The sequence below is a fragment of the Brevibacterium sp. GP-SGM9 genome (assembly GCF_047300845.1).
Classification (GTDB): domain Bacteria; phylum Actinomycetota; class Actinomycetes; order Actinomycetales; family Brevibacteriaceae; genus Brevibacterium.
The window spans coordinates 2,926,754-2,945,427 of sequence record NZ_CP178563.1 but is presented as its reverse complement, the minus strand read 5'-3'; the positions used below and the strand labels follow the sequence as shown (position 1 = coordinate 2,945,427).

The window sequence follows — 18,674 nt, the reverse complement described above, 5'->3', positions numbered from 1 at the left end:
TCAGCCCACCTCCTTGAGTTCGGTGATGCGGCGGTGGTCGGTGGTGGTGGCGGTCGCGGACTCGCTCGCCGAGGTGGTGCCGGGCTCGGTGCCGCGTGCGCGGTGGCGGGCGGCGGTCCAGTCGACGGCGGTTCTGGCGGCCGGCAGTCCGAGGTTCTCGCGCAGGTTCTCACCCGGGTATTCGGTGCGGTAGACGCCGAGCTCCTGGAGTTCGGGGACGACCTTGGCGACGAAGTCGTCGAGTCCGCCGGGGGTCAGGTGGGGGACGAGGATGTAGCCGTCGGCGGCCTTCGTCGCCACCGCATCGGCGAGGTCGTGGGCCACCTGGGTGGGGGTGCCCACGAAGGAGTGCCGGGCCGAGACCCGGACGACGAGTTCCCGAGCGGTGAGATTCTCGGCCTCGGCCAGGGCACGCCATTCGGCGATCGTGGCCTCGGCGTCCTTGACGTGTTTGACGCGGCCCTGGGAGATCGATTCCCCGGCCGGGGGCACATCGGGCAGCGGACCGTTCGGGTCGAAGCCCGAGAGGTCGCGATCCCAGACGCGTTCGAGGAACGCGATCGCTCCGGCCTCGCTGTTCTGCTGGAAAGCGACCTCGCGGGAGCGCTCCTCGGCCTCTGCCGGAGTGTCGCCGAGGATGACGGAGATGCCGGGGAAGATCTTGAGATCGTCCTCGGCCCGACCGTAGCGAGCCAGCCGGGACTTCACGTCGGCGTAGAACTTCCGACCCGACTCCGGGTCGGCGTGGCGGGTGAAGATGACATCGGCCGATCCGGTGGCGAAGTCGCGTCCCGAGTCGGAGTCACCGGCTTGGAAGATCACCGGGTGGCCGCTGGGCAGCTCGGGCAGATCGAAGCGGCCGGAGATGTCGAAGAAATCGCTGCGGTGGGACAACTGCCTGTCCCGGCCGGCTGAGTCCCAGAGTTCGCGGGCGACATCGATGAAGTCTTCGGCGCGGTGGTAGCGATCGGCGTAGTCGAGGAAGCCGCCGCGGCGGAAGTTCGCGCCGGTGAAGGCGTTCGAGGTCGTCACCACGTTCCAGGCGGCCCGACCCGAGGAGAGCAGATCGATCGAGGCGAGCCGGCGGGCGATGTCGAAGGGTTCGTTGAAGGTCGCACTCAGGGTCCCGGCCAGGCCGATGTGGTTCGTCACCGATGCCAGAGCGGAGAGCACGGCGGTGGTGTTGGGACGGCCGACGACGTCGAGGTCGAAGATCTGCCCCTGGTGTTCGCGCAGCCGCAGGCCTTCGGCGAGGAAGAAGAAGTCGAAGAGTCCGGCCTCGGCGGTCCGTGCCAGGTGGGCGAAGGAGTCGAATTCGATGTGGCTGCCCGAGGCGGGATCCGACCACACTGTCGTGTTGTTCACCCCCGGGAAGTGGGCGGCGAGGTGGACCTGGCGCAGCGGTGTTCCGCTGGGCAGCAGAGGCTGTTCAAGCATGATGAGCTCCAATCGGGGTGGCGGTAGATGTCTGGGTGCTCGTCTCGAAGCAGGGCACCGCGTCGAGCAGGGTCCGGGTGTAGGGGTGTCGGCTCTCGCGCAGCACCAGGGTGGTCGGCCCGGATTCGACGACGACGCCGTCCTTCATCACGAGGACCTCATCGGCGATCTGTTCGATGACGGCCAGATCGTGGGAGATGAAGAGGTAGCCGAGCCCATGTTCGGCCTGGAGGTCGACGAGCAGCTGGAGGATCTGGGCCTGGACCTGCACGTCGAGGGCGGAGACCGGTTCGTCGAGGATGAGGACTTCGGGTTCGACGGCGAGCGCCCGGGCGATCGCCAGCCTCTGCCGCTGGCCTCCGGAGAGCTCCCGCGGAGTCCGCCGCAGCAGGCTCTCATCGAGGGCGACGGAGTCGAGGAGTTCGCGGATCCGGGCGGGACGCTCGGCCTTGGTGCCGATCCGGTGCCCGCGCAGAGGTTCGGCGAGGATCCTCTCCACCGTGTACTTCGGATTGAGCGCGGCGGTCGAGTCCTGGTGGACGTAGCGGATCCGGCGTCCCAGTTCCTTGCGCCCGATGCTCTCGAGCGCCTGGCCACCGAGTTCGATGGTCCCGGAATCGGGGCGGTCGGCGCCGAGGAGGATCCTCGCGCTCGTCGTCTTCCCCGAACCGGATTCGCCGACGATGCCGACGGTCCGACCGGCCCGCAGTTGAACGTCGAGGTCGTTCACGGCCGGTCGTTCCCCGCCGAAATCTCGGACGATGCCTGCGGCCTGCAGCACCACCTCGGCGCCGGAGCTGTCGTCGTGCGCGCCGGAGTCGTTGGTGTCCGCGTCGGTGTCGGTGTCCGCACTGGCGTCGATGTCCGGACCTGTGTCGCCGTCCGCACCTGCGTCGCTGTCATGGCTCGGCTGCAGCCGTCCCCACCCCAGGTGCGGGGCGGCGGCGAGCAGGGCCTGCGTGTATGCGCGGTTCGGGGCGGCGAGGATCGCCTCGGTGCGGCCGGCTTCGACGATGCGTCCGCGCTGCATGACGATGAGGTCCGCGGCGCGTTCCTTCGCGACTCCCAAGTCGTGGGTGACGAGGATGAGGCCGGCCGAGGACTTCTCGACGAGCTCGCTGAGCACGTCGAGGACCTGCTTCTGCACGGTGGCGTCGAGCGCCGAGGTGGGTTCGTCGGCGATGATCAGCGCCGGATCCGCGGCGATCGCATTGGCGATGAGCACGCGCTGGCGCTGCCCGCCGGAGAGTTCATGCGGATAGCGGGAACCGTGCACTTCGGCGTCCAGGCCGACGGCGGAGAGCACCTCGGCGATCCTGCCCGGGATCTGCCCGCGAACGTAACCGTTGACCGTGAGCGTCTCGGCCAGGGACGAGGAGATGCGGCGCACTGGGTTGAGCCCGGCCCCTGCATCCTGCGGCACATAGGCGATGCCCGTGCCCAGGATCCGCTGCCAGGTGGCGGGTTTGGCGCCGAGGAGATCCTCGCCGAGGTGGCTGTGCGTGTCCGCGTGCACCGCGGATCCGGCAGGCAGGAGTCCGGTCAGGGCTGCGGCCGTCGTCGATTTGCCGGAACCGGATTCGCCGACGATCGCGACGGTCCCGCCGGGGGCCAGCGACAGGCTGACATCGGCGATCGCCGGACCGGGGGCTCCCGGGTAGGTCACGTGAAGCCCGGAGACCTCGAGGACCGGAGTGGGTGTGGGCGGGTCCGGTTCGGGTGGGGCAGTCTGAGCCTTCGACGATTCGGCCTGAGCCGCCTCGGCGTCCTGGAGATCTTCTGTGCCGGCGCCGGAGGCGGGCCAGGCGAGGAAATCGGTCAGCGTCATCGGAATTCCTTCTCTGAGTTGAGCACGTGGGCCAGGCGGTTGGCGGCGAGCACGACGGCGGCGACGACGAGTCCGGGGAAGGTCGTCATCCACCACGCGGCGGCGAGGAAGTCCCGTCCCTCGGAGACGAGGAGGCCCCATTCGGGCTGCGGCGGCGGGGCCCCGAAGCCGAGGAAGCTCAGCGCCGAGACCGAGAGCACGGCCGAGCCGAACTCGAGCGCCACGAGTGCTCCGATCGAGCCTCTGACCTGGGGCAGGATGTGACGGGCGAGCACGCTGGGGGTGCTCAGTCCATCGGCCCGAGCGGCCCGGACGAATTCGCTCGCGCGCCACCGGATCACCTCGGCACGGGTGAGTCGGGCGAAGGACGGGATCGCTGCGACACCGACGGCCAGGGCCACATTGAGGGTGCCGAAGCCGAGCGCGGTGATCACGGCCATGGACAGCAGCAGTCCAGGTACGGCCTGGAGGACGTCGATGATGCGCATGAAGATCGCATCGACGACGCCGGTGAAGAAACCGGAGATGAGACCGACGAGCACACCGGAGACAACGCCGATGAGCACGGCTGCCAGACTCGCCGAGAGTGTCTGCGCGGAGCCGTGGACGGTGCGGGCGTAGAGGTCACGGCCCAGGTGGTCGGTGCCGAAGATGTGCTCGAGGCTCGGTGGCAGGAGCCGGTTCGCCGGGTCGCCCGTGAGCGGGTCGACCCCGGTGAGCAGGCTCGGCCAGAAGGCCGCGAGGACCGCGAGCCCGAGGACGATCAGGGCGATGATCTCGACGATGCCGAGCCTGCCGATGCGCAGGCCACGGCGAACTCTCGGATTCGAGGGTGCGGCACCCGGTGTGCCCGGCGTCGCATCGGTGCTGGTGATCCCGCTGCCGTCGAGGTGTTCGTCCGCCGAGGCGGCGGTGAGCTCGGCCTGTGCGTGTGAGTTCTTCTGGAGTTCGAATGCGAGGCTCATGCGCGGCTGCCTTCCAGGTCGGTGCGGCCAGTGGCGGACGACTCGGTGCTGCCCGATCCGGTGGCGTCCGATCCAGGGGTGGCGTCAGCATCGGCAGGGGCGTTCCCCTCACCCTGGGCGTCCGCCTCGGCGAGGTTCGCACCATCGGTGCCCGCGCTCCTCCTGTTCGCGGCTCCCAGACGCGGATCGAGGATCGGGTAGATGAGGTCGGTGGCGAGGTTGACGAGGACGAACACGGCCGCGGCGAAGAGCACGATGCCCTGCACGAGCGGGATGTCCTGGCTGGTCACCGCGGTCTGTGCGAGGCGACCGAGTCCCTGTCGGGAGAACACGTTCTCGACGACGACGGACCCGGCCAGGGCTTGGCCGAAGAGGACTCCGCTCATCGTCAGCGCCGGCAGCACGGCCACCGGCAGAGCCTGGCGCAGCAGGAGGCGCAGCCGCGAATAACCGGAGGCCGTGTAGGTGGTGACGAAGGGCTGGACCCAGGCGTTCTGCAACGACCGGAAGAGGACCTGCGCGATGATCGCCGAGAGCGAGATCGCCAGCGTCACCGCCGGCAGCACGATCGCCGCGGGGGTGCCCGTGCCGACCGCGGGGAAGAGCGGGAACCGGAACGAGAAGACCTGCAGCAGCATCAGCCCGACCCAGAAGGTCGGCAGCGCCACGCCCAGTCCGGGCAGCGCGGCTAGGGTGTCACGCAGCCATGACCGACGGGTCAGGGTCGCGGTCACGGCGATGACCACGCCTGCCACCAGGGCGATTGCCAGGGCGAGGGCGGCCAGGGCGATCGTCGAGGGCAGGGAGGCGGCGATCGCCTCGGTGACGGGGGTCCCGGTCTGGATCGAGGTGCCGAAGTCGAGCCGGAGCAGCCCGAACAGGGCGTAGAGGTACTGGACGGCCAGGGGCTGGTCGAGGTGGAAGTCGGCGCGGAGGCGATCCACCTCGGCGGGGTCGATGTTCTGCAGCTCTCCCCCGGCACCGAGCATGGTCACGACCGGATCGCCGGGCAGCCAGTAGAGGAGGACGAAGCTGAGGGTGAACGCGATCCACAGGACGATGAGTCCCTGGCCGAGGCGGGAGACGAGGTAGCGCAGACTCATCGTCACTCACCGTCCAGCCAGGTGTCGTGGAGCTGGTAGCGCGAGGACGCCTCGTAGGCGAAGTCGCGGACGTTCTCGCCGGTGCCCACGACTCCGGAGAGTTCGACGATGGGGATCGAGTAGCCCTCGTCGATGATGAGCTTGACGGCCTCGGTGAAGTCCTTCGTGCGCTGATCGGCGTTCTGCTCCGACGTCGTCTTGGCCAAGGCCTCGTCGATCTTGCCGGGCTTGCGGGAGTTCGAATTCTGCTCCTCGGCGCCGAAGTAGTTGCGCACCACATCCGCGTCGGTCCTGGTCAGGTTGCCGAAGGTGAACTCCTCCTGGCCTTCGGCCTGCTTCGCGGTGACCTCGGCGAGGGTCTTCTTGTCCAGCTGCAGGTCGAAGCCGATCTCGCGCAGCTGCTGCTGGACGAGTTCGAGGAAGGGAGCATCCTGCCAGTAGGTCAGGGTGGTGCTCAGCTTGGTCCCGTCCTTCTCCCTGATCCCGTCGACGCCGGCTTTCCAGCCCGCGTCCTCGAGCAGCTTCTTCGCGCCGTCGGGATCGTAGGCGAGCAGATCGCTGAGGTCCTCGTACTGGGCGGTCGACTTCGCCAGCACCGAGGTGGCCGGGGCCTGATGGTCGGAGAGCACGCTTTGCAGCTGCGGTCGGTCGATGCCCTTGACCAGGGCCTGTCGCACGGCCTTGTCGGAGGCGATGTCGCCGGTCTCCTTGGGCACGAGGTTGTAGACGACGCCCGGATTGGGGCGCGAGACGATGCCGAGCCCCTGTGCGTCGAGGGTCTTCTCGTCCTGGGACTGCACCGAGGTGTCGACGTCGATCTGGCCGGAGATGAGCGAACCGTTGCGGACCGAGGCCTCAGGCACGATCGAGATGTCGATGCCGTCGAGGTAGGCCGCGCCGTCGTGCTTGGCCAGGGAGGAGGCCCAATCGTAGTCGTCGAAGCGGCTGAGCTTGATGCCCTTGTTGTGCTCGAAGGATTCGAGGCTGAAGGGTCCCGTGCCGACGATGTCACCGGTGCAGCGCTCTTCGGGGGTCTTCTGCAGGGTGTCCGAGGAGTAGAAGCCCAGGGTCATCGTCGAGGTGGCCTGGAGGAACTGGACGTTGGGATCTGCGAAGGTGAAGGTGACAGTGCGCTCGTCCGGGGTTGTGATGGATTCGAGTCCGTCGAGGTAGGTCTGGCCGAGCGAGGACTTCGCGCCCAGGTCCTCGATGGCTTCGAAGTTCTCTTTCACCGATTCGGAAGTGAAGTCGGAGCCGTCCTGGAAGGTCACTCCGTCGCGGAGGTGGAAGGTGAAGGTCTTCGAATCCTTGTCCACGTCCCAGGATTCGGCGAGCCAGGGGACGATCTCGCCGGTCTCGGGGTCCTGGTCGGTGAGTGAGTCGGTGATCTGCCGGGTGACGTTGAGGGTGACGTTCGTGCCCTGCTGCTGTCCGTCGATGCACTGCGGGTCGACGTCGTAGGCGACCTTGAGGGTGCCGCCGGACTGCGGCTTCGCGTCGGACTCGCCCTCGGCCTGCGCCGAACCCGCGCAGCCGGATAGCAGGAGTGAGCCGGCGGCGATCACGGACAGCAGGGTCGCGGTGGTGCTGCGGCGGGTATGGGAGGAGCCTGTGGCGAACGTGGGTGTGCTGAAAGGGGGCATGGTCGTCCTGTGGTGAGAAGTGAAGAAGGGTGTGTGGTGAACTGCTGTGGTGCGGCCGGTCTGCAATGATGTGGCCGGGCTGCGGTGGAGCGGGGCGCCTGCGATGAGCCGGCGCTACCGGAAATCCCTGTCGATTCCGGACCGAACGGAGCAGATTGCTCAACACATATGGTCGAAGCGAGTCACGCGTCGATCCTCGGCAATCAGTCCGAAGTCAGAGCCGGAGCGTGCCGCGCGGCGGAGATCAGGCGAAGCTCAATTGGCTTCCATGGGGCGGCTCATCGCCATACGCATAGAACAATCAAGGGCCTCGAAGCGTGAGGCCAGTGCCCAGGTCTGGGAGTTCTTATATGCGTTCATCGCGCCCTCTACTGTCGGGAACTCTGGATCATGCTGACGAGAATCACAGTACCAGCGAACCGTATTGCTCAACAATCTTCTCTTCGAATTATTGTCACCTGTTGTCATATTCGCGCCCCGGTGTAATACTTAGCTTTATGGTTAAGTATTCGGATCAGCTCGATGCCATGTTCACGGCTCTTGCGGACCCCACACGGCGAACGGTGGTCACCCGCTTGGGGCGAGGTCCGGCGAGCGTCGGCGAGCTGGCGCAGCCGCTTTCGATCTCGCTTCCTTCGTTTATGAAGCACGTCCGCACCTTGGAAGCGTGCGGCCTGATCCGGACGAGGAAGACCGGTCGGGTCCGCACCTGCGTGCTCAACCAGGATCGACTGCGACTGCTCGACGGTTGGCTTGAGGAGCAGAGACGCATCTGGGAAACCGGCACGGATCGCCTCGAACAGTTCGTCACCGGAGGACAGCAGCCGGTCGAAGACACCACAGACACCGACGGAGCCGTCGACCCGACCGGCTCCACACGCATCACTGACACAGAGGAAGAATCATGACCGCACATTCCGCACGCACCCGTCACATCGACCCGAACCTCGATCTCAGGATCGAGCGGGTGATCGCCGTCCCGAAGGAGGACATCTGGTCCGCCTGGACCGATCCGGACAAGCTCGTCCAGTGGTGGATTCCGGCACCGCTGACCCTGCGCGCCGAAGCTATTGAGCTCTCTCCCGGCGGTGCCTTCGTCACCCGGATGAGCGAAGACGGCGCGAACTACTCGCCCCATGTCGATGCCGTCTTCCTCGTCGTCGAGGAGAACAGTCGCCTCGTCTTCACGAATGCGGTCAGCAGCTCCTGGCATCCGTCCTTCCCCGATCCGGTGGCCATGACGACCGAGATCATCCTCGCCGACCACGAAGACGGAACCCACTACCAGGCGATCGTCCGACATGGCAGCCCCGAAGAGCGCGCCCGGCACGAAGAGCTCGGCTTCTTCGACGGCTGGGGCACCGTCACCGATCAGCTGGCTCGGCTCGTCGAGCGGGACTGAGCTGATCTGGGCTGAGTTGATCTGGGCTGAGTTGATCCGGGCTGAGCTGATCCGGGCTCAGCCGTGCTGAACTGAGCTGACCCGGGCTGGGCTGAGCGGGCTTCTCTTCAGTCCGGCCGCGAGCACCAGCGACGCCGCGAGCAATGCAACCGAGACGATGGTCCAGATCAGCGGGGCGATGCCGATGAGCAGGGCGATTGCGATTCCGGCCATCGCCAGTCCGACCGCGGCGGCAGCTCGGCGCGGGCCGGTGGCTGTGCCGGCATCGGCGTCGGCGAAAGCGTCGGTGCCGCCTCCGCTGCTGCCGTCCGCCTCGGCGACCGAACCGCGCAGATCCGCCTCGGCGTTGGTCCCGCGCATCCCGCGCACTTCCCGTTCGACCGCTGCGCCGAATCGCGCCAGCTTCTCTTCGCCGAGGAACGGGACCTTCGACATTCCCACCGCCAGCAGGGCAGAGAGAGCCATCACGACGATCAGCCACGGCAGGCGGGACGCCCACCACAGTGGCGATTCGATCGCGGGAAGCACCACATCACCGAGGTTCGCACCCTCCCAGAGGGGGACACCTGAGAGCAAGTTCGCGACAGAGCCGAGTCCGCCGATGAGAATGATGACGACCGGCATATGCCACAGATAGACGTGGATACCGTAGCTGTTGCCCCAGGAGATGACCCGGTCCCAGGCCCGCGCCCGCATTTCGATCGCACCGTCGGAACCTGACTCTCCGCCCTCGACCAGGCCGTTCAGCCAGGCATGCCCCAGCCGCAGCGCACTCATCTGCGCCAGCCCCAGCAGCACCAGGGCACCCGTAGGCGGGTTGAGGTTGACGAGCATGTTCGGACTGTAGGCCCCAAACGCCACCAGGCCGCCGAGTCCCAGCAGAGCGAACACCATCACCGTCCAGGCCGCACCCGTGCGCACTGGCCGGTTCACGGCATCGGCGAAGAAGAACCCGCACTGCTGGATCAACGGCCACACGAACAGGAAGTTGAGGTACCCGAACCCGCTCACCCCGGTCAGCGCAACCAGCCCATCGACGGCGATGACTGCACCGGCGAGAACGGCGATCGTCAACCTCGGCGCGCGTGCATGGAAGTGTGCGGCCAGCGGCACGAGGGAGGTCAGACCGACGTAGACGGCGAGGAACCACAGCGGCTGACCGATGCGCGTGCTCGCCTCGGCGAGGAGTTCGGGCGAGACGCCGAACTCGGAGGCCACGGACAGGCCGAGCCCGGCGAGCGCGATGAGCACGGTGACCGGGACGACGAGGCGGCGCAGGCGGGAACGCAGATAGTCCCTCCAGTCGCCTCCCTTGGCTTGGGTGCGACGCCACCCGTTGAGAGCGGCATAGCCGCCGATGAAGAAGAACAGGGGCATGACCTGGAAGAACCAAGAGGCGACGGTGAATCCGACCGTCCCTGACAGTGCCACGGTCGGCAGCACCGTACCTTCGGGTCCGAGCTGCGCTCCGCTCATCATCGAGTGGAGAACGACGACCACGACGAGGCAGCCGAACCGCACGAGATCGATCGCTCGGTCCCGGTGCGACCCGGGACGGGGCGTTGGGTCCGGCGCTGCGGCGGAGGTGGCGGCCCGAGGCGACTCTGCCGCGGGCGGGCTGCTGAGGGTGATGGACATGACGTCTCCTTGAAAGGTTCTGCGGTGTGCGACTCCCTGAAGTTAGGAGTCGGGTCCACGCCCGCACATCACCTTCCAGTCCCCACTTGCCCGCGCCCGACCGATACTTTCGGGTGACTCTGCCCTTCCCCGGCGACGTGCCGGACGCCTCATCGCGCCACCCGCTTCGAGTGCGACAATGGCGTCGAGAGCCCCGTTTCCACCGCCTTGAGCAAGGAGCACACACGGATGACGATCGCCTTCGAGAAGACCGCACTGCCCATCATCGGCGCGCCGATGGCCGGCGGCACCACGACTCCCGAGCTGACCGCGGCGGTCGCCCGCGCAGGAGGCTTCCCCTTCGTCGCCGGCGGCTACCTCAGCGCCGAAGCGCTTGCCCCGCAGGTCGAACGCATGCGGGAGACGGCGGGCAACTTCGGCGTCAACCTCTTCGCTCCGAATCCCGTGCCCGTCGACCGGGCCGCCTTCGACGCCTTCGTCGCCGCACTGACGCCGGCAGCCGCCGAACGCGGAGTCACCCTCAGCCCAGATCCGGTCGAGGACGATGACGACTATGAGGCGAAGGTCGACCACCTCGTCGCCCATCCCGTGCCCCTGGTCTCGATGACGTTCAACCTGCCCACCGCCGAGGTGGTCGACCGATTCCATGCGGTCGGCACTCAGGTGGTCGCCACGGTCACGACCGCCCCCGAGGCCCGCGCCGCTGACGAGCGCGGCGTCGACGGCCTCATCGCCCAGGGCCCGCGCGCCGGTGGCCACTCGGGTACGGCCGATCCGACCCGGTCGATCGACGATCGTGCCACGGTCGATCTCGTCCGTGAGATCCTCGCCGAGGTGGACCTGCCCGTGGCCGCCGGTGGTGGAGTCGACGGGGTGGAGGCGGTCGAGGAGCTGCTGGCTGCCGGGGCCGGCGCCGTCGTAGTCGGGACCCTGCTGCTGCTCAGCGATGAGGCGGGCACTGCGGAGACCCACCGTTCTGCACTGACCTCCCCCGAGTTCACAGAGACCCGGCTGACCAGGGCCTTCACCGGCCGCCCCGCTCGCGCGCTGGTCAATGACTTCGTCCGCGAATTCGACGGTCTCGCCGTGGATGCCTACCCGGCCGTCCACCACCTGACGAAGGAGTTCCGCGCCGAGGCGAAGAAGTCCGGCGACCCGCACGGCCTGCACCTGTGGGCCGGCACCGGGTATCGATCGGTAAAAACCGGCTCGGCGGAGACCATCGTCAAGGAGCTGGGAACCCGCTTTGCCCGCGGCTGAGTTCGACCGCAACTGAGTTCGCCCGCGGCTGAGGTCAATCCAGTGGACGATTCGTGCTGATTCCGTCCCGCGATTTCAGCACGGATCGACCTCTACTCGCTCGAGGGCCGAGGCAGCCGCGCCGGACTCAGCTGCCGGCGACGACGAGGCCCGATTCGTAGGCGGCGACGACGATCTGGGTGCGGTCCCGCAGACCCAGCTTCGACAGGATCCGGGAGACGTGGGTCTTCACGGTCTGTTCGGCGAGGAACAGATGTTCGGCCACCTCGGCGTTGGCATGACCTTTGGCCACCAGGGTCATGACGTCGATCTCCCGCTCGGTCAGCTGCCCGAGCACTGCGGTGTCCTTGGCGACAGTGGGGCCGGACACGTATTCGGAAATGAGACGGCGGGTCACCGAGGGCGCGAGCAGAGACTGACCGTCGGCGACCACCCGCACCGCGGTGATCATGTCTTCGGCGGTGGCGTCCTTGAGGAGGAATCCGCTCGCCCCGGCGCGCAGGGCGGCGAAGACGTACTCGTCGGCGTCGAAGGTGGTGAGCATGATGACGCGCGGGTGCTCACCGGGCATCGAGAACACCGCCCGGGTGGCGTCGAGGCCGTTGAGCTTGGGCATGCGGATATCCATGAGGATGACGTCGGGGTCGGTCCGGCGCACGAGGTCGACGACCTGCGAACCGTCCTCGGCGCTGCCGACGACCTGCATGTCCGACTGGGCATCGAGCAGCGCTCCGAAGCCCTGGCGGACCATGGCCTGGTCGTCGACGATGGCGACCCGGATGGTCTCGGCCGCGGGCGGCGGCACACCCTGCTCAGCAGCTGCGGAGCTCCCACCCGTCTGTCCTGATTCCGGCATGCTCTCACGCTACCCGAACCAGACGGCATTGCACCCGCGATCGAGGCACCACCTCGGCGATCTGGAGCCTTTCGGACACGATTTCCCTCTGAAGTAGCAGGAGATCATCCGCAGAATCACCCGTTCGTATGATGCGCCCGCGCACACCGGGTCCTTAGCGTGCACACCATGATCATCACAGCAGTCATCCTCGCCGTCGCGGCGGCCTTCTGCCTGGCGCTGGGCACCCACTTCCAGCAGTACGCCGTGGCCACGATGAGCCCCGGGGTCAGGCGCCGCACCATCTGGCTCACCGGCCTCGGCCTCATGGGGCTGGTCACCGTCCTCAACGTCGTCGCCCTCGGGCTCGGGCCGGTGGCCATCGTCCAGCCGATCGGCGCGATCTCCCTCGTCTTCGCCGCCCTCATCAGCCGCCGTTTCTTCGGTCTCCGGCTCGGGGCACCGCCGCTCATCAGCATCGGCCTCACGCTGTTCTCGATCTTCGCCTTCGTGGCCACCTCGGCGCGGTTCTCCCATGATCTGGTCGCCACCTCCGAGTCGATCACCTGGCTGCTCGCGGTGCTCGTGGCCCTCGCCGTCTTCGGGACGCTGTTCGCGTTCAGCCGCGCCGGACACATCCGAAGGATCATCATGACCGGCATCGTCTTCGGCACCGTCGCCGCAGCCACCCATTACCTCGCACGCACCGTCGTCGCCGACGGCCTGCCCGGCTTCGACCCCGTCGGCGCGCAGTGGTGGACGGTCCTCGCTGCGGTGGCGCTGGCCTCGGCAGTGGGATTCTGGCTGGTCCAGACGGCCTATGCCTGCGGACCGGCGGAGACCGTGCTGGCGGGTCTGACCGTCGTCGACCCGATCGTGGCCGTGATCATCGGCGCCGCCTTCTTCGGCGAATACACCGGACTGACACCCGCCGCGATCGGGGTGCTGCTGCTCGCCGGCGCCGGTGGGATCGGCGGGGTGTGGATGCTCTCCCGGTTCCACCCTCGCGCCCTCGAGGCACGGACGACCCGTCCGACGCCGACCTCAGCGCCCCGGCCGACGCCGACCCGGACCGACAGAGCGGACCTCACCCCCATCACCGCTGCGACCACTGAGACCAACTAAGGAGTTCGCTCATGAACCAGGCATTCGACACCACACCGTCAGTGTCCTCCCCCATCGATGCACCCCCACGTCCGAACACGTACCCTGAGAAAGTGCCCCGCACCCCCGAACAGCCGCCGAACGCTCCCGGCGCCCCGCCTCGGCGTCCGGACGACGAACCTGCCGAGACCGCCTGGCCGGAACGTCGGCCCGCCGGCTCGTGGTGGTCGCGGATGTGGCGCAACCTGGGCCGTGACACGGTCCTCATCATCCCGGGCCTGGTCATCTCGCTCATCGCGTTCCCGGTCCTCATCGCCCTGTTCTCGGTCTCGATCTCGACCGTCATCATCTGGATCGGCGTCCTGCTCCTGCCGCTGACGCTCTATGTCGCCACCGGATTCGCAAACCTCACCCGAGCCCGCGCACGACAGTGGGGCGCCCCCATCGCCGAGGTGGTCCGCCGACCCCGGAACCGCGGATTCCGGGCCTGGATCGGGGTCATGGCCGATGGTCGGCGCTGGCTCGACCTGCTCTTCGAGACCATCTTCGCCCTGCCCATCCACCTCTTCACCTTCGCCGTGTCCGTGTCCTGGTTCTTCGCCGGCCTCGGCGGGGTCACGTTCTTCTTCTGGGGCCGATTCCTGCCCCCGGATGACACCGATCTCATCGACTTCGTCTCCGCCTGGGTCACGAACTCCCCGCTGACCGACCTCGGCTTCGGCGCCGAGGCCACGTTCCAGTTCATCACCGGACTCGTCCTCCTGCTCACCTTCCCCTTCGTCCACCATGCGATGGCCAGGCTCGAGATCCTGGCGATCACGGCAGGACTGGCCCCCTTCGAGGGACCGGGCACCTCGGCGGGAAAAGCACGAGCCGGTGACGAGGCGGGCCGCGACCCGAGTGCGGCCGCGGCTGCCTCGGCGGGACTCTCGTCACCGGCTGCTGCGGGTTCCACGTCGGGGTCCGGCGCTGATTCCTCGTCGGGGTCCGGCACTGAATCCTCGGCCGGGTCCGGCTCATCTGCGGCCGCCTCGCTCCTGTCGCGGGCGGGCAGCGAGGGTTGGTTCTGGCTGCTGAGCATCTTCGTCGCCGTGGCGCTCGTGGCCATCTCCTGGCCGGTCACCGCCGTGGCCTATGGAGTCTGGACAGTGACGGCGATGCTCATCGCGATCGGGCAGAGCGCAGCCCTGGTACTGGCCGTGCGCATGCCCGCGGCCGCGATCGTCCTCGGCGTGATGTCCTCGGCGGTCGGCATCTATGCGACCTCCGATTCGACCGGGCTGGTCTGGCCGTGGGCGACGACGTCGATCCTCGCGCTGCTGTTCCTCCATCTCATCGTCGGGCTGCGCCACAGCTGGCTCCATCTCGTCATCCTGTGGGCGGCGAGCGCAGCCCTCGGCGTGCTCAGCCTCATCGCTCCGCACGCCGGAGAGCTCTCCGGGGCTCTGGCCAATGTCATCACGACCGTTTCGCTGACCGCGGGGATCTCGGCGGTCGCGGTCGTCGGCAATCTGTGGATCCGCAGCCGCGCCCGCTTGGAGTCCGAACGCAGGCTCAGCGCCGAAGAGCTGGCCAAACGACAGGAGCTCGAGGAGCGCAACCGGATCGCCCAGGAACTCCACGATGTCGTCGCGCACAGCATGTCCGTCATCAGCGTGCAGGCCACGACCGCGCGCTACCGCCTGCCCGATCTCGACGGACGCAGCCTCGAGGAGTTCGACTCGATCGCCGGTTCGGCCAGACAGGCGCTGACCGAGATGCGGGGCCTGCTGGCGATCCTGCGGGGCGGCCGCGATGCGGATCTGGCACCGCAGCCCGTGCTCGACGACATTCCCGCCCTCGTGGCCTCGACCCGCGGTTCGGGCGCCGAGGTGGAGCTCGAGTTCGCGGCGGAGTCCGCCGGAACCTCCGCGACGGTCGGCCTCACGGCGTTCCGCGTCGTGCAGGAAGGACTGTCGAATGCACTGCGGCATGCCCCCGGTGCGGCCGTGCAGGTGACGGTCCGCCCCGTCGACGAGCAGCTGTGGGTCGCCGTCGTCAACGGGGCCGCGAGCAACGGCGCCCACGGCGGCGGGAGGGAGACCGCCGGGCACGGGGGCGGGCCGGACCCCCTCGGCGGGGATCGGACGGGCACTCGCCACCTCGGCGGCGGATTCGGTCTCAAAGGTATGCGCGAACGCGTCGAAGCCCTCGACGGCACCCTCCGGGTCGGGCCGACTCCCGAGGGTGGCTTCGAAGTCGTCGCGACCCTGCCCACCACGACTCCCTGAGGTCGGGGAGTTCTGCGGGCGCCGTCTCGATCGTTCGAAATCGTGCAGAAGTTCCTCATACGCACTCTTGAGTGAGAAACCGCGGTTCCGCGGCCGCGGTTGCCTATGCTCGTGGTGAGGTCAGCGACCCGCACAGGCACCACCTGATCGAGAACTGCCGCCACCTGCACGCGAGCAGCCGCCACCCCGAACGAGACGAAGGAGTCACCCGTGTTCCAGACACCCCAGCCCTGGATTCCCGCCGAGAGCCGCAAGCGCATCGAGACCATCGCGAACACCCACCTCGGCGGGGGCGGCAGCGCCGACTCAGGTGCGAGAGCCGGTGCCGATTCGGACGCGACCACCGCGGCGATGTCGCAGGTCACGGCCACGCTCGAGTCCCTCATCGCCGATTCCGACCGCCTTCACGACGAGACGGCCTTCAACCTCAATCCCGCCTCGAACGTGCTCAATCCGCGGGCGGCCGCGCTCCTGGCCAGTGGCTCGGGATCACGGACCTCGCTCGGCTATGCGGGGGCGAAATACGAGATGGGCCTCGAGCACATCGAACAGGTCGAAGTCATCACCGCCGAACTCGCGGCCCGCCTGTTCAATGCCGAATTCGCCGAGGTGCGCGTCCCATCTGGAGCGATGGCGAACCTCTACGCGTTCATGGCCACCTGCCGTCCGGGCGAGACCATCATCGCCTCCCCGACGACGATCGGCGGGCACGTCACCCACCATGCCGAAGGAGCCGCCGGACTCTACGGACTCACAACCGTCGACGCCCCGGTCGACCCGCACACCTTCAGCTATGACCTCGACGCCTTAGCCCGCCTGGCGCGGGAGGTCAGACCCTCGCTGATCACCATGGGCGGCTCGCTCAACCTGTTCGCCCACCCCGTTGCGCAGGTCCGTGAGATCGCCGACGAGGTCGGCGCCCGCCTCCTCTTCGACGCCGCCCACGTGTGCGGCATGATCGCCGGTCGGCAATGGGCCAACCCTCTCGACGAGGGCGCCCACATGATGTCGATGAGCACCTATAAAAGCCTCGGCGGACCCTCTCACGGGCTGCTGCTGAGCAACGATGCGGACCTGTCGCAGCGCATCGACGCCATCGCGTTTCCCGGCATGACCGCGAACTTCGATGCCTCCGCCGTGGCCGCCCTCGGGGTGACACTGGCCGATTGGATCGCCTGCGGGACCGACTACGCGACCGAGATGCGGGCGAGCGCATCCGCCCTGGCCGCGGAGCTCTCGGCACGCGGCGTCGCCCCCTTCGAATGTACTGCCGGCTTCACCGATTCGCACCAGTTCGGGCTGCTGGCCGCCCCGTTCGGCGGCGGCACCCGGGGCGCCCGGATCCTCGAGTCCGCCGGGTTCCTCACCTCGGGCATCGGCCTGCCCGTTCCCGAGGTTCCCGGAGACCAGAACGGCATCCGGGTGGGCACCCCGGAGATCGTCCGCCGCGGCATGAGCCGAAACGATATGCCGCGGCTGGCCGAGCTCATGACCCGTGCGCTCGAGATCGCTCGGGTTCCCGAGTGGCAGACTCCCGGCGGTGCTTCCCGGGATGATGGGGCCCGGCCCTCCACCCCCGCCGAGGCGGCTCTGCGTGAGATCGCCGCCGAGGCGGCCGCGTGGCGGAAGGACTTCACCGCGGTGAGGTTCACCGTCTGACGCTCATTCTCTGAACCCCTTGGGCAGGCGGGTGTCGACGAAGCCCGCGGCGAAGGCACCGATGATGAGAAGGACCAGCATGGCGATCATGCCCGCGAACTCCCTGAGCACGGGGGCGGTGAACCCGAAGATCTCGGGCCAGATGGCGTAGACCGCCACACAGCACAGGCCGAGCAGTCCGAAGATGTTGAGCGTGAACCTGCCCGGGGAGCGCTTCCGCTCTCCGCTGTAGCCGGCGGCCTTCTCCTCAGGTGTGCCGAATTCGGACTCGGGGCTCGTGCCCGCAGCCGTCGTCGTCTCCCTCACCTCGGTGAGGACGGCGAGTACCTGGTCCTCTTCGCAGCCGCGCCGGCGCAGATTCTGGGCGAGATCCTGGTAGTAGCTCATGCTCGCGTCGCCTCCGCATCGATCGCGGGGGCGGCGTCCCCGCGGGGACGCGGCGTTTCGGGCTCTCCGCGACCACCTCGGCGCCGGGCATCGAGGATGACGATCCCGGCGAAGACGATCGGGGCGGCGATCGACATGATGACCTCAACCGTCGGGGCACTCGTCGCGTTGAGGTCAGCCCCGGAGAGCACGCCGAGGACGAAGGCGAAGAGGTTGTTGACCACATGGAACGCGATCCCGGCCTCCAGCCCGCCGGTGATGATGGTCAGCGTGCCGACGATGACGGCGAAGACCCCGACATCGATGAGCCCGGGCAGATCGTAGACGTGGCCGAAGACGAAGAGCGGCACGGGGATGAGGACCGCCCAGGCCGGATGGCGCAGCCAACTGCCGATGACGTTCATCGCCAGTCCGCGGAAGGTGACCTCCTCGGCCGCGGCTTGGAACGGGACGAGGAGGAGCAGCGCGATGAGCATGCCGACGACGTGTCCGTTCCACACGACTCCCGAGGTCAGGCCGCCCATCGTCCCGTCGGTGAAGAGGACCATGACGAGCGCGCAGACCACCCACACGGGCACGCTGAACAGGAGATATCGGCCGAGTCGACCCCACCTGATGCCGCGGCCGATCGAGATCATCGAAGAGGACCACCGCCGGTAGACGCAGAGAGTCGCGAGCTCCACCGCCGGCCACATGAGGATGACGTTGACCAGGCCGAACACGACACCAGCAACGGAGTTGAAGTCGAAGAACCTGTCCGCCACGGCATTGAACTCCGCGCCGTCGACGGTGACGAGCGCCCAGATGAAGAAGCACGCGAATTGGACGAACACCGCCACTCCGTAGAACACCGCGGCCAGGACCACCGTGAGGATCGGGCTGAACCACCGGTGGTTCGGCTGCGAAGCGAACTGGCGATGATAGGCGGGGGACTCCCGCCGAGGTGGTCCGCCGTGGGCCGGCGGTGCGCCGTGGGCATCCGGTGCGCCGTGGGCGGGTGGCTGCTGGGCCGGTGGCTGTTGATTCGGGTAGGACTGATTTGAGTGGTGCTGAATTGACATGTCTCCACCCTTTCGCGGCATCGTCGCGCTGACCATCGGTCGACGGCATGATCCTTGTCATCCATCCGGGTGAAAGGCCACG

General features: G+C 67.9%; 15 protein-coding genes. 6 read left to right on the top strand and 9 right to left on the bottom strand.

What is annotated here, in order from left to right; translation table 11 throughout:
• Genes ACH82I_RS13260 through ACH82I_RS13240 form a run of 5 tightly spaced genes read right to left on the bottom strand, consistent with a single transcriptional unit; the run spans position 1 to position 6,976 of the window.
• Positions 1-1,437, bottom strand: a complete 1,437-nt coding sequence (locus ACH82I_RS13260) for an LLM class flavin-dependent oxidoreductase (RefSeq protein ID WP_413333249.1) — start codon at positions 1,435-1,437, stop codon at positions 1-3.
• Complete coding sequence (locus tag ACH82I_RS13255) at positions 1,430-3,265, bottom strand: dipeptide ABC transporter ATP-binding protein (protein ID WP_413333247.1); 1,836 nt, start codon at positions 3,263-3,265, stop codon at positions 1,430-1,432. The genes ACH82I_RS13260 and ACH82I_RS13255 overlap by 8 nt, the downstream gene beginning before the upstream one ends.
• Positions 3,262-4,230 (bottom strand): ABC transporter permease, encoded by a 969-nt coding sequence (locus tag ACH82I_RS13250; RefSeq protein ID WP_230746068.1) that lies wholly within the window; start codon positions 4,228-4,230, stop codon positions 3,262-3,264. Before ACH82I_RS13250 ends, ACH82I_RS13255 begins: the two co-directional genes overlap by 4 nt.
• Positions 4,227-5,333, bottom strand: a complete 1,107-nt coding sequence (locus ACH82I_RS13245; protein ID WP_413333244.1) for an ABC transporter permease — start codon at positions 5,331-5,333, stop codon at positions 4,227-4,229. Before ACH82I_RS13245 ends, ACH82I_RS13250 begins: the two co-directional genes overlap by 4 nt.
• A 2-nt stretch (positions 5,334-5,335) precedes the next feature.
• Positions 5,336-6,976, bottom strand: coding sequence for an ABC transporter substrate-binding protein (locus ACH82I_RS13240; RefSeq protein ID WP_413333242.1), 1,641 nt, complete (start codon positions 6,974-6,976; stop codon positions 5,336-5,338).
• Between the two features lie 497 nt (positions 6,977-7,473).
• Between ACH82I_RS13240 and ACH82I_RS13235 the strand changes: the two genes are divergently transcribed.
• Both ACH82I_RS13235 and ACH82I_RS13230 read left to right on the top strand, forming a co-directional pair.
• A complete protein-coding gene (locus ACH82I_RS13235) occupies positions 7,474-7,884 on the top strand; it encodes an ArsR/SmtB family transcription factor (protein ID WP_413333240.1) in 411 nt (136 codons plus the stop codon).
• Complete coding sequence (locus ACH82I_RS13230; RefSeq protein ID WP_413333238.1) at positions 7,881-8,378, top strand: SRPBCC domain-containing protein; 498 nt, start codon at positions 7,881-7,883, stop codon at positions 8,376-8,378. Before ACH82I_RS13235 ends, ACH82I_RS13230 begins: the two co-directional genes overlap by 4 nt.
• 57 nt (positions 8,379-8,435) lie before the next feature.
• Here ACH82I_RS13230 and ACH82I_RS13225 read toward each other — a convergent pair whose 3' ends face one another.
• Positions 8,436-10,016 (bottom strand): acyltransferase family protein, encoded by a 1,581-nt coding sequence (locus ACH82I_RS13225; RefSeq protein WP_413333236.1) that lies wholly within the window; start codon positions 10,014-10,016, stop codon positions 8,436-8,438.
• Positions 10,017-10,244: 228 nt separating this feature from the next.
• On the opposite strand from ACH82I_RS13225, the gene ACH82I_RS13220 reads away from it, so the two are divergent.
• Entirely contained in the window at positions 10,245-11,276 is a 1,032-nt protein-coding gene (locus ACH82I_RS13220) for a nitronate monooxygenase (protein WP_230746075.1), read from the top strand.
• A 127-nt stretch (positions 11,277-11,403) separates the two neighbouring features.
• Here the strand turns inward: ACH82I_RS13220 and ACH82I_RS13215 are convergent, their stop codons facing one another.
• Positions 11,404-12,132, bottom strand: a complete 729-nt coding sequence (locus ACH82I_RS13215) for a response regulator (protein WP_269067364.1) — start codon at positions 12,130-12,132, stop codon at positions 11,404-11,406.
• 168 nt (positions 12,133-12,300) lie between these two features.
• Between ACH82I_RS13215 and ACH82I_RS13210 the strand changes: the two genes are divergently transcribed.
• The 3 genes from ACH82I_RS13210 to glyA all read left to right on the top strand — a co-directional run bounded on the left by ACH82I_RS13210 (position 12,301) and on the right by glyA (position 17,144).
• Positions 12,301-13,236 carry a hypothetical protein gene (locus ACH82I_RS13210; protein WP_413333233.1) on the top strand — a complete coding sequence of 312 codons (936 nt, stop codon included), beginning with the start codon at positions 12,301-12,303 and terminating at the stop codon, positions 13,234-13,236.
• A 290-nt stretch (positions 13,237-13,526) separates the two neighbouring features.
• Complete coding sequence (locus tag ACH82I_RS13205; RefSeq protein WP_413336765.1) at positions 13,527-15,485, top strand: sensor domain-containing protein; 1,959 nt, start codon at positions 13,527-13,529, stop codon at positions 15,483-15,485.
• Between the two features lie 210 nt (positions 15,486-15,695).
• The gene (gene glyA, locus ACH82I_RS13200) at positions 15,696-17,144 is read left to right on the top strand and encodes a serine hydroxymethyltransferase (RefSeq protein WP_413333232.1); all 1,449 of its coding nucleotides are present in this window, start codon (positions 15,696-15,698) and stop codon (positions 17,142-17,144) included.
• A 3-nt stretch (positions 17,145-17,147) separates the two neighbouring features.
• Here glyA and ACH82I_RS13195 read toward each other — a convergent pair whose 3' ends face one another.
• Together ACH82I_RS13195 and ACH82I_RS13190 are read right to left on the bottom strand one after the other, a co-directional pair.
• The gene (locus tag ACH82I_RS13195; RefSeq protein ID WP_230746084.1) at positions 17,148-17,531 is read right to left on the bottom strand and encodes a hypothetical protein; all 384 of its coding nucleotides are present in this window, start codon (positions 17,529-17,531) and stop codon (positions 17,148-17,150) included.
• Positions 17,528-18,592 (bottom strand): CPBP family intramembrane glutamic endopeptidase, encoded by a 1,065-nt coding sequence (locus tag ACH82I_RS13190; protein ID WP_413333230.1) that lies wholly within the window; start codon positions 18,590-18,592, stop codon positions 17,528-17,530. Before ACH82I_RS13190 ends, ACH82I_RS13195 begins: the two co-directional genes overlap by 4 nt.
• Positions 18,593-18,674 lie beyond the last annotated feature (82 nt).

Excerpts from the sequence above, each read along its gene's own strand:
- ACH82I_RS13190 (WP_413333230.1), bottom strand. The coding sequence starts at position 18,592 with ATGTCAATTCAGCACCACTCAAATCAGTCCTACCCGAATCAACAGCCA.
- ACH82I_RS13240 (WP_413333242.1), bottom strand. The coding sequence starts at position 6,976 with ATGCCCCCTTTCAGCACACCCACGTTCGCCACAGGCTCCTCCCATACC.
- ACH82I_RS13250 (WP_230746068.1), bottom strand. The coding sequence starts at position 4,230 with ATGAGCCTCGCATTCGAACTCCAGAAGAACTCACACGCACAGGCCGAG.
- ACH82I_RS13210 (WP_413333233.1), top strand. The coding sequence starts at position 12,301 with ATGATCATCACAGCAGTCATCCTCGCCGTCGCGGCGGCCTTCTGCCTG.
- ACH82I_RS13195 (WP_230746084.1), bottom strand. The coding sequence starts at position 17,531 with ATGAGCTACTACCAGGATCTCGCCCAGAATCTGCGCCGGCGCGGCTGC.
- ACH82I_RS13260 (WP_413333249.1), bottom strand. The coding sequence starts at position 1,437 with ATGCTTGAACAGCCTCTGCTGCCCAGCGGAACACCGCTGCGCCAGGTC.
- ACH82I_RS13220 (WP_230746075.1), top strand. The coding sequence starts at position 10,245 with ATGACGATCGCCTTCGAGAAGACCGCACTGCCCATCATCGGCGCGCCG.
- ACH82I_RS13255 (WP_413333247.1), bottom strand. The coding sequence starts at position 3,265 with ATGACGCTGACCGATTTCCTCGCCTGGCCCGCCTCCGGCGCCGGCACA.
- ACH82I_RS13235 (WP_413333240.1), top strand. The coding sequence starts at position 7,474 with ATGGTTAAGTATTCGGATCAGCTCGATGCCATGTTCACGGCTCTTGCG.
- ACH82I_RS13215 (WP_269067364.1), bottom strand. The coding sequence starts at position 12,132 with ATGCCGGAATCAGGACAGACGGGTGGGAGCTCCGCAGCTGCTGAGCAG.
- ACH82I_RS13225 (WP_413333236.1), bottom strand. The coding sequence starts at position 10,016 with ATGTCCATCACCCTCAGCAGCCCGCCCGCGGCAGAGTCGCCTCGGGCC.
- ACH82I_RS13230 (WP_413333238.1), top strand. The coding sequence starts at position 7,881 with ATGACCGCACATTCCGCACGCACCCGTCACATCGACCCGAACCTCGAT.
- ACH82I_RS13245 (WP_413333244.1), bottom strand. The coding sequence starts at position 5,333 with ATGAGTCTGCGCTACCTCGTCTCCCGCCTCGGCCAGGGACTCATCGTC.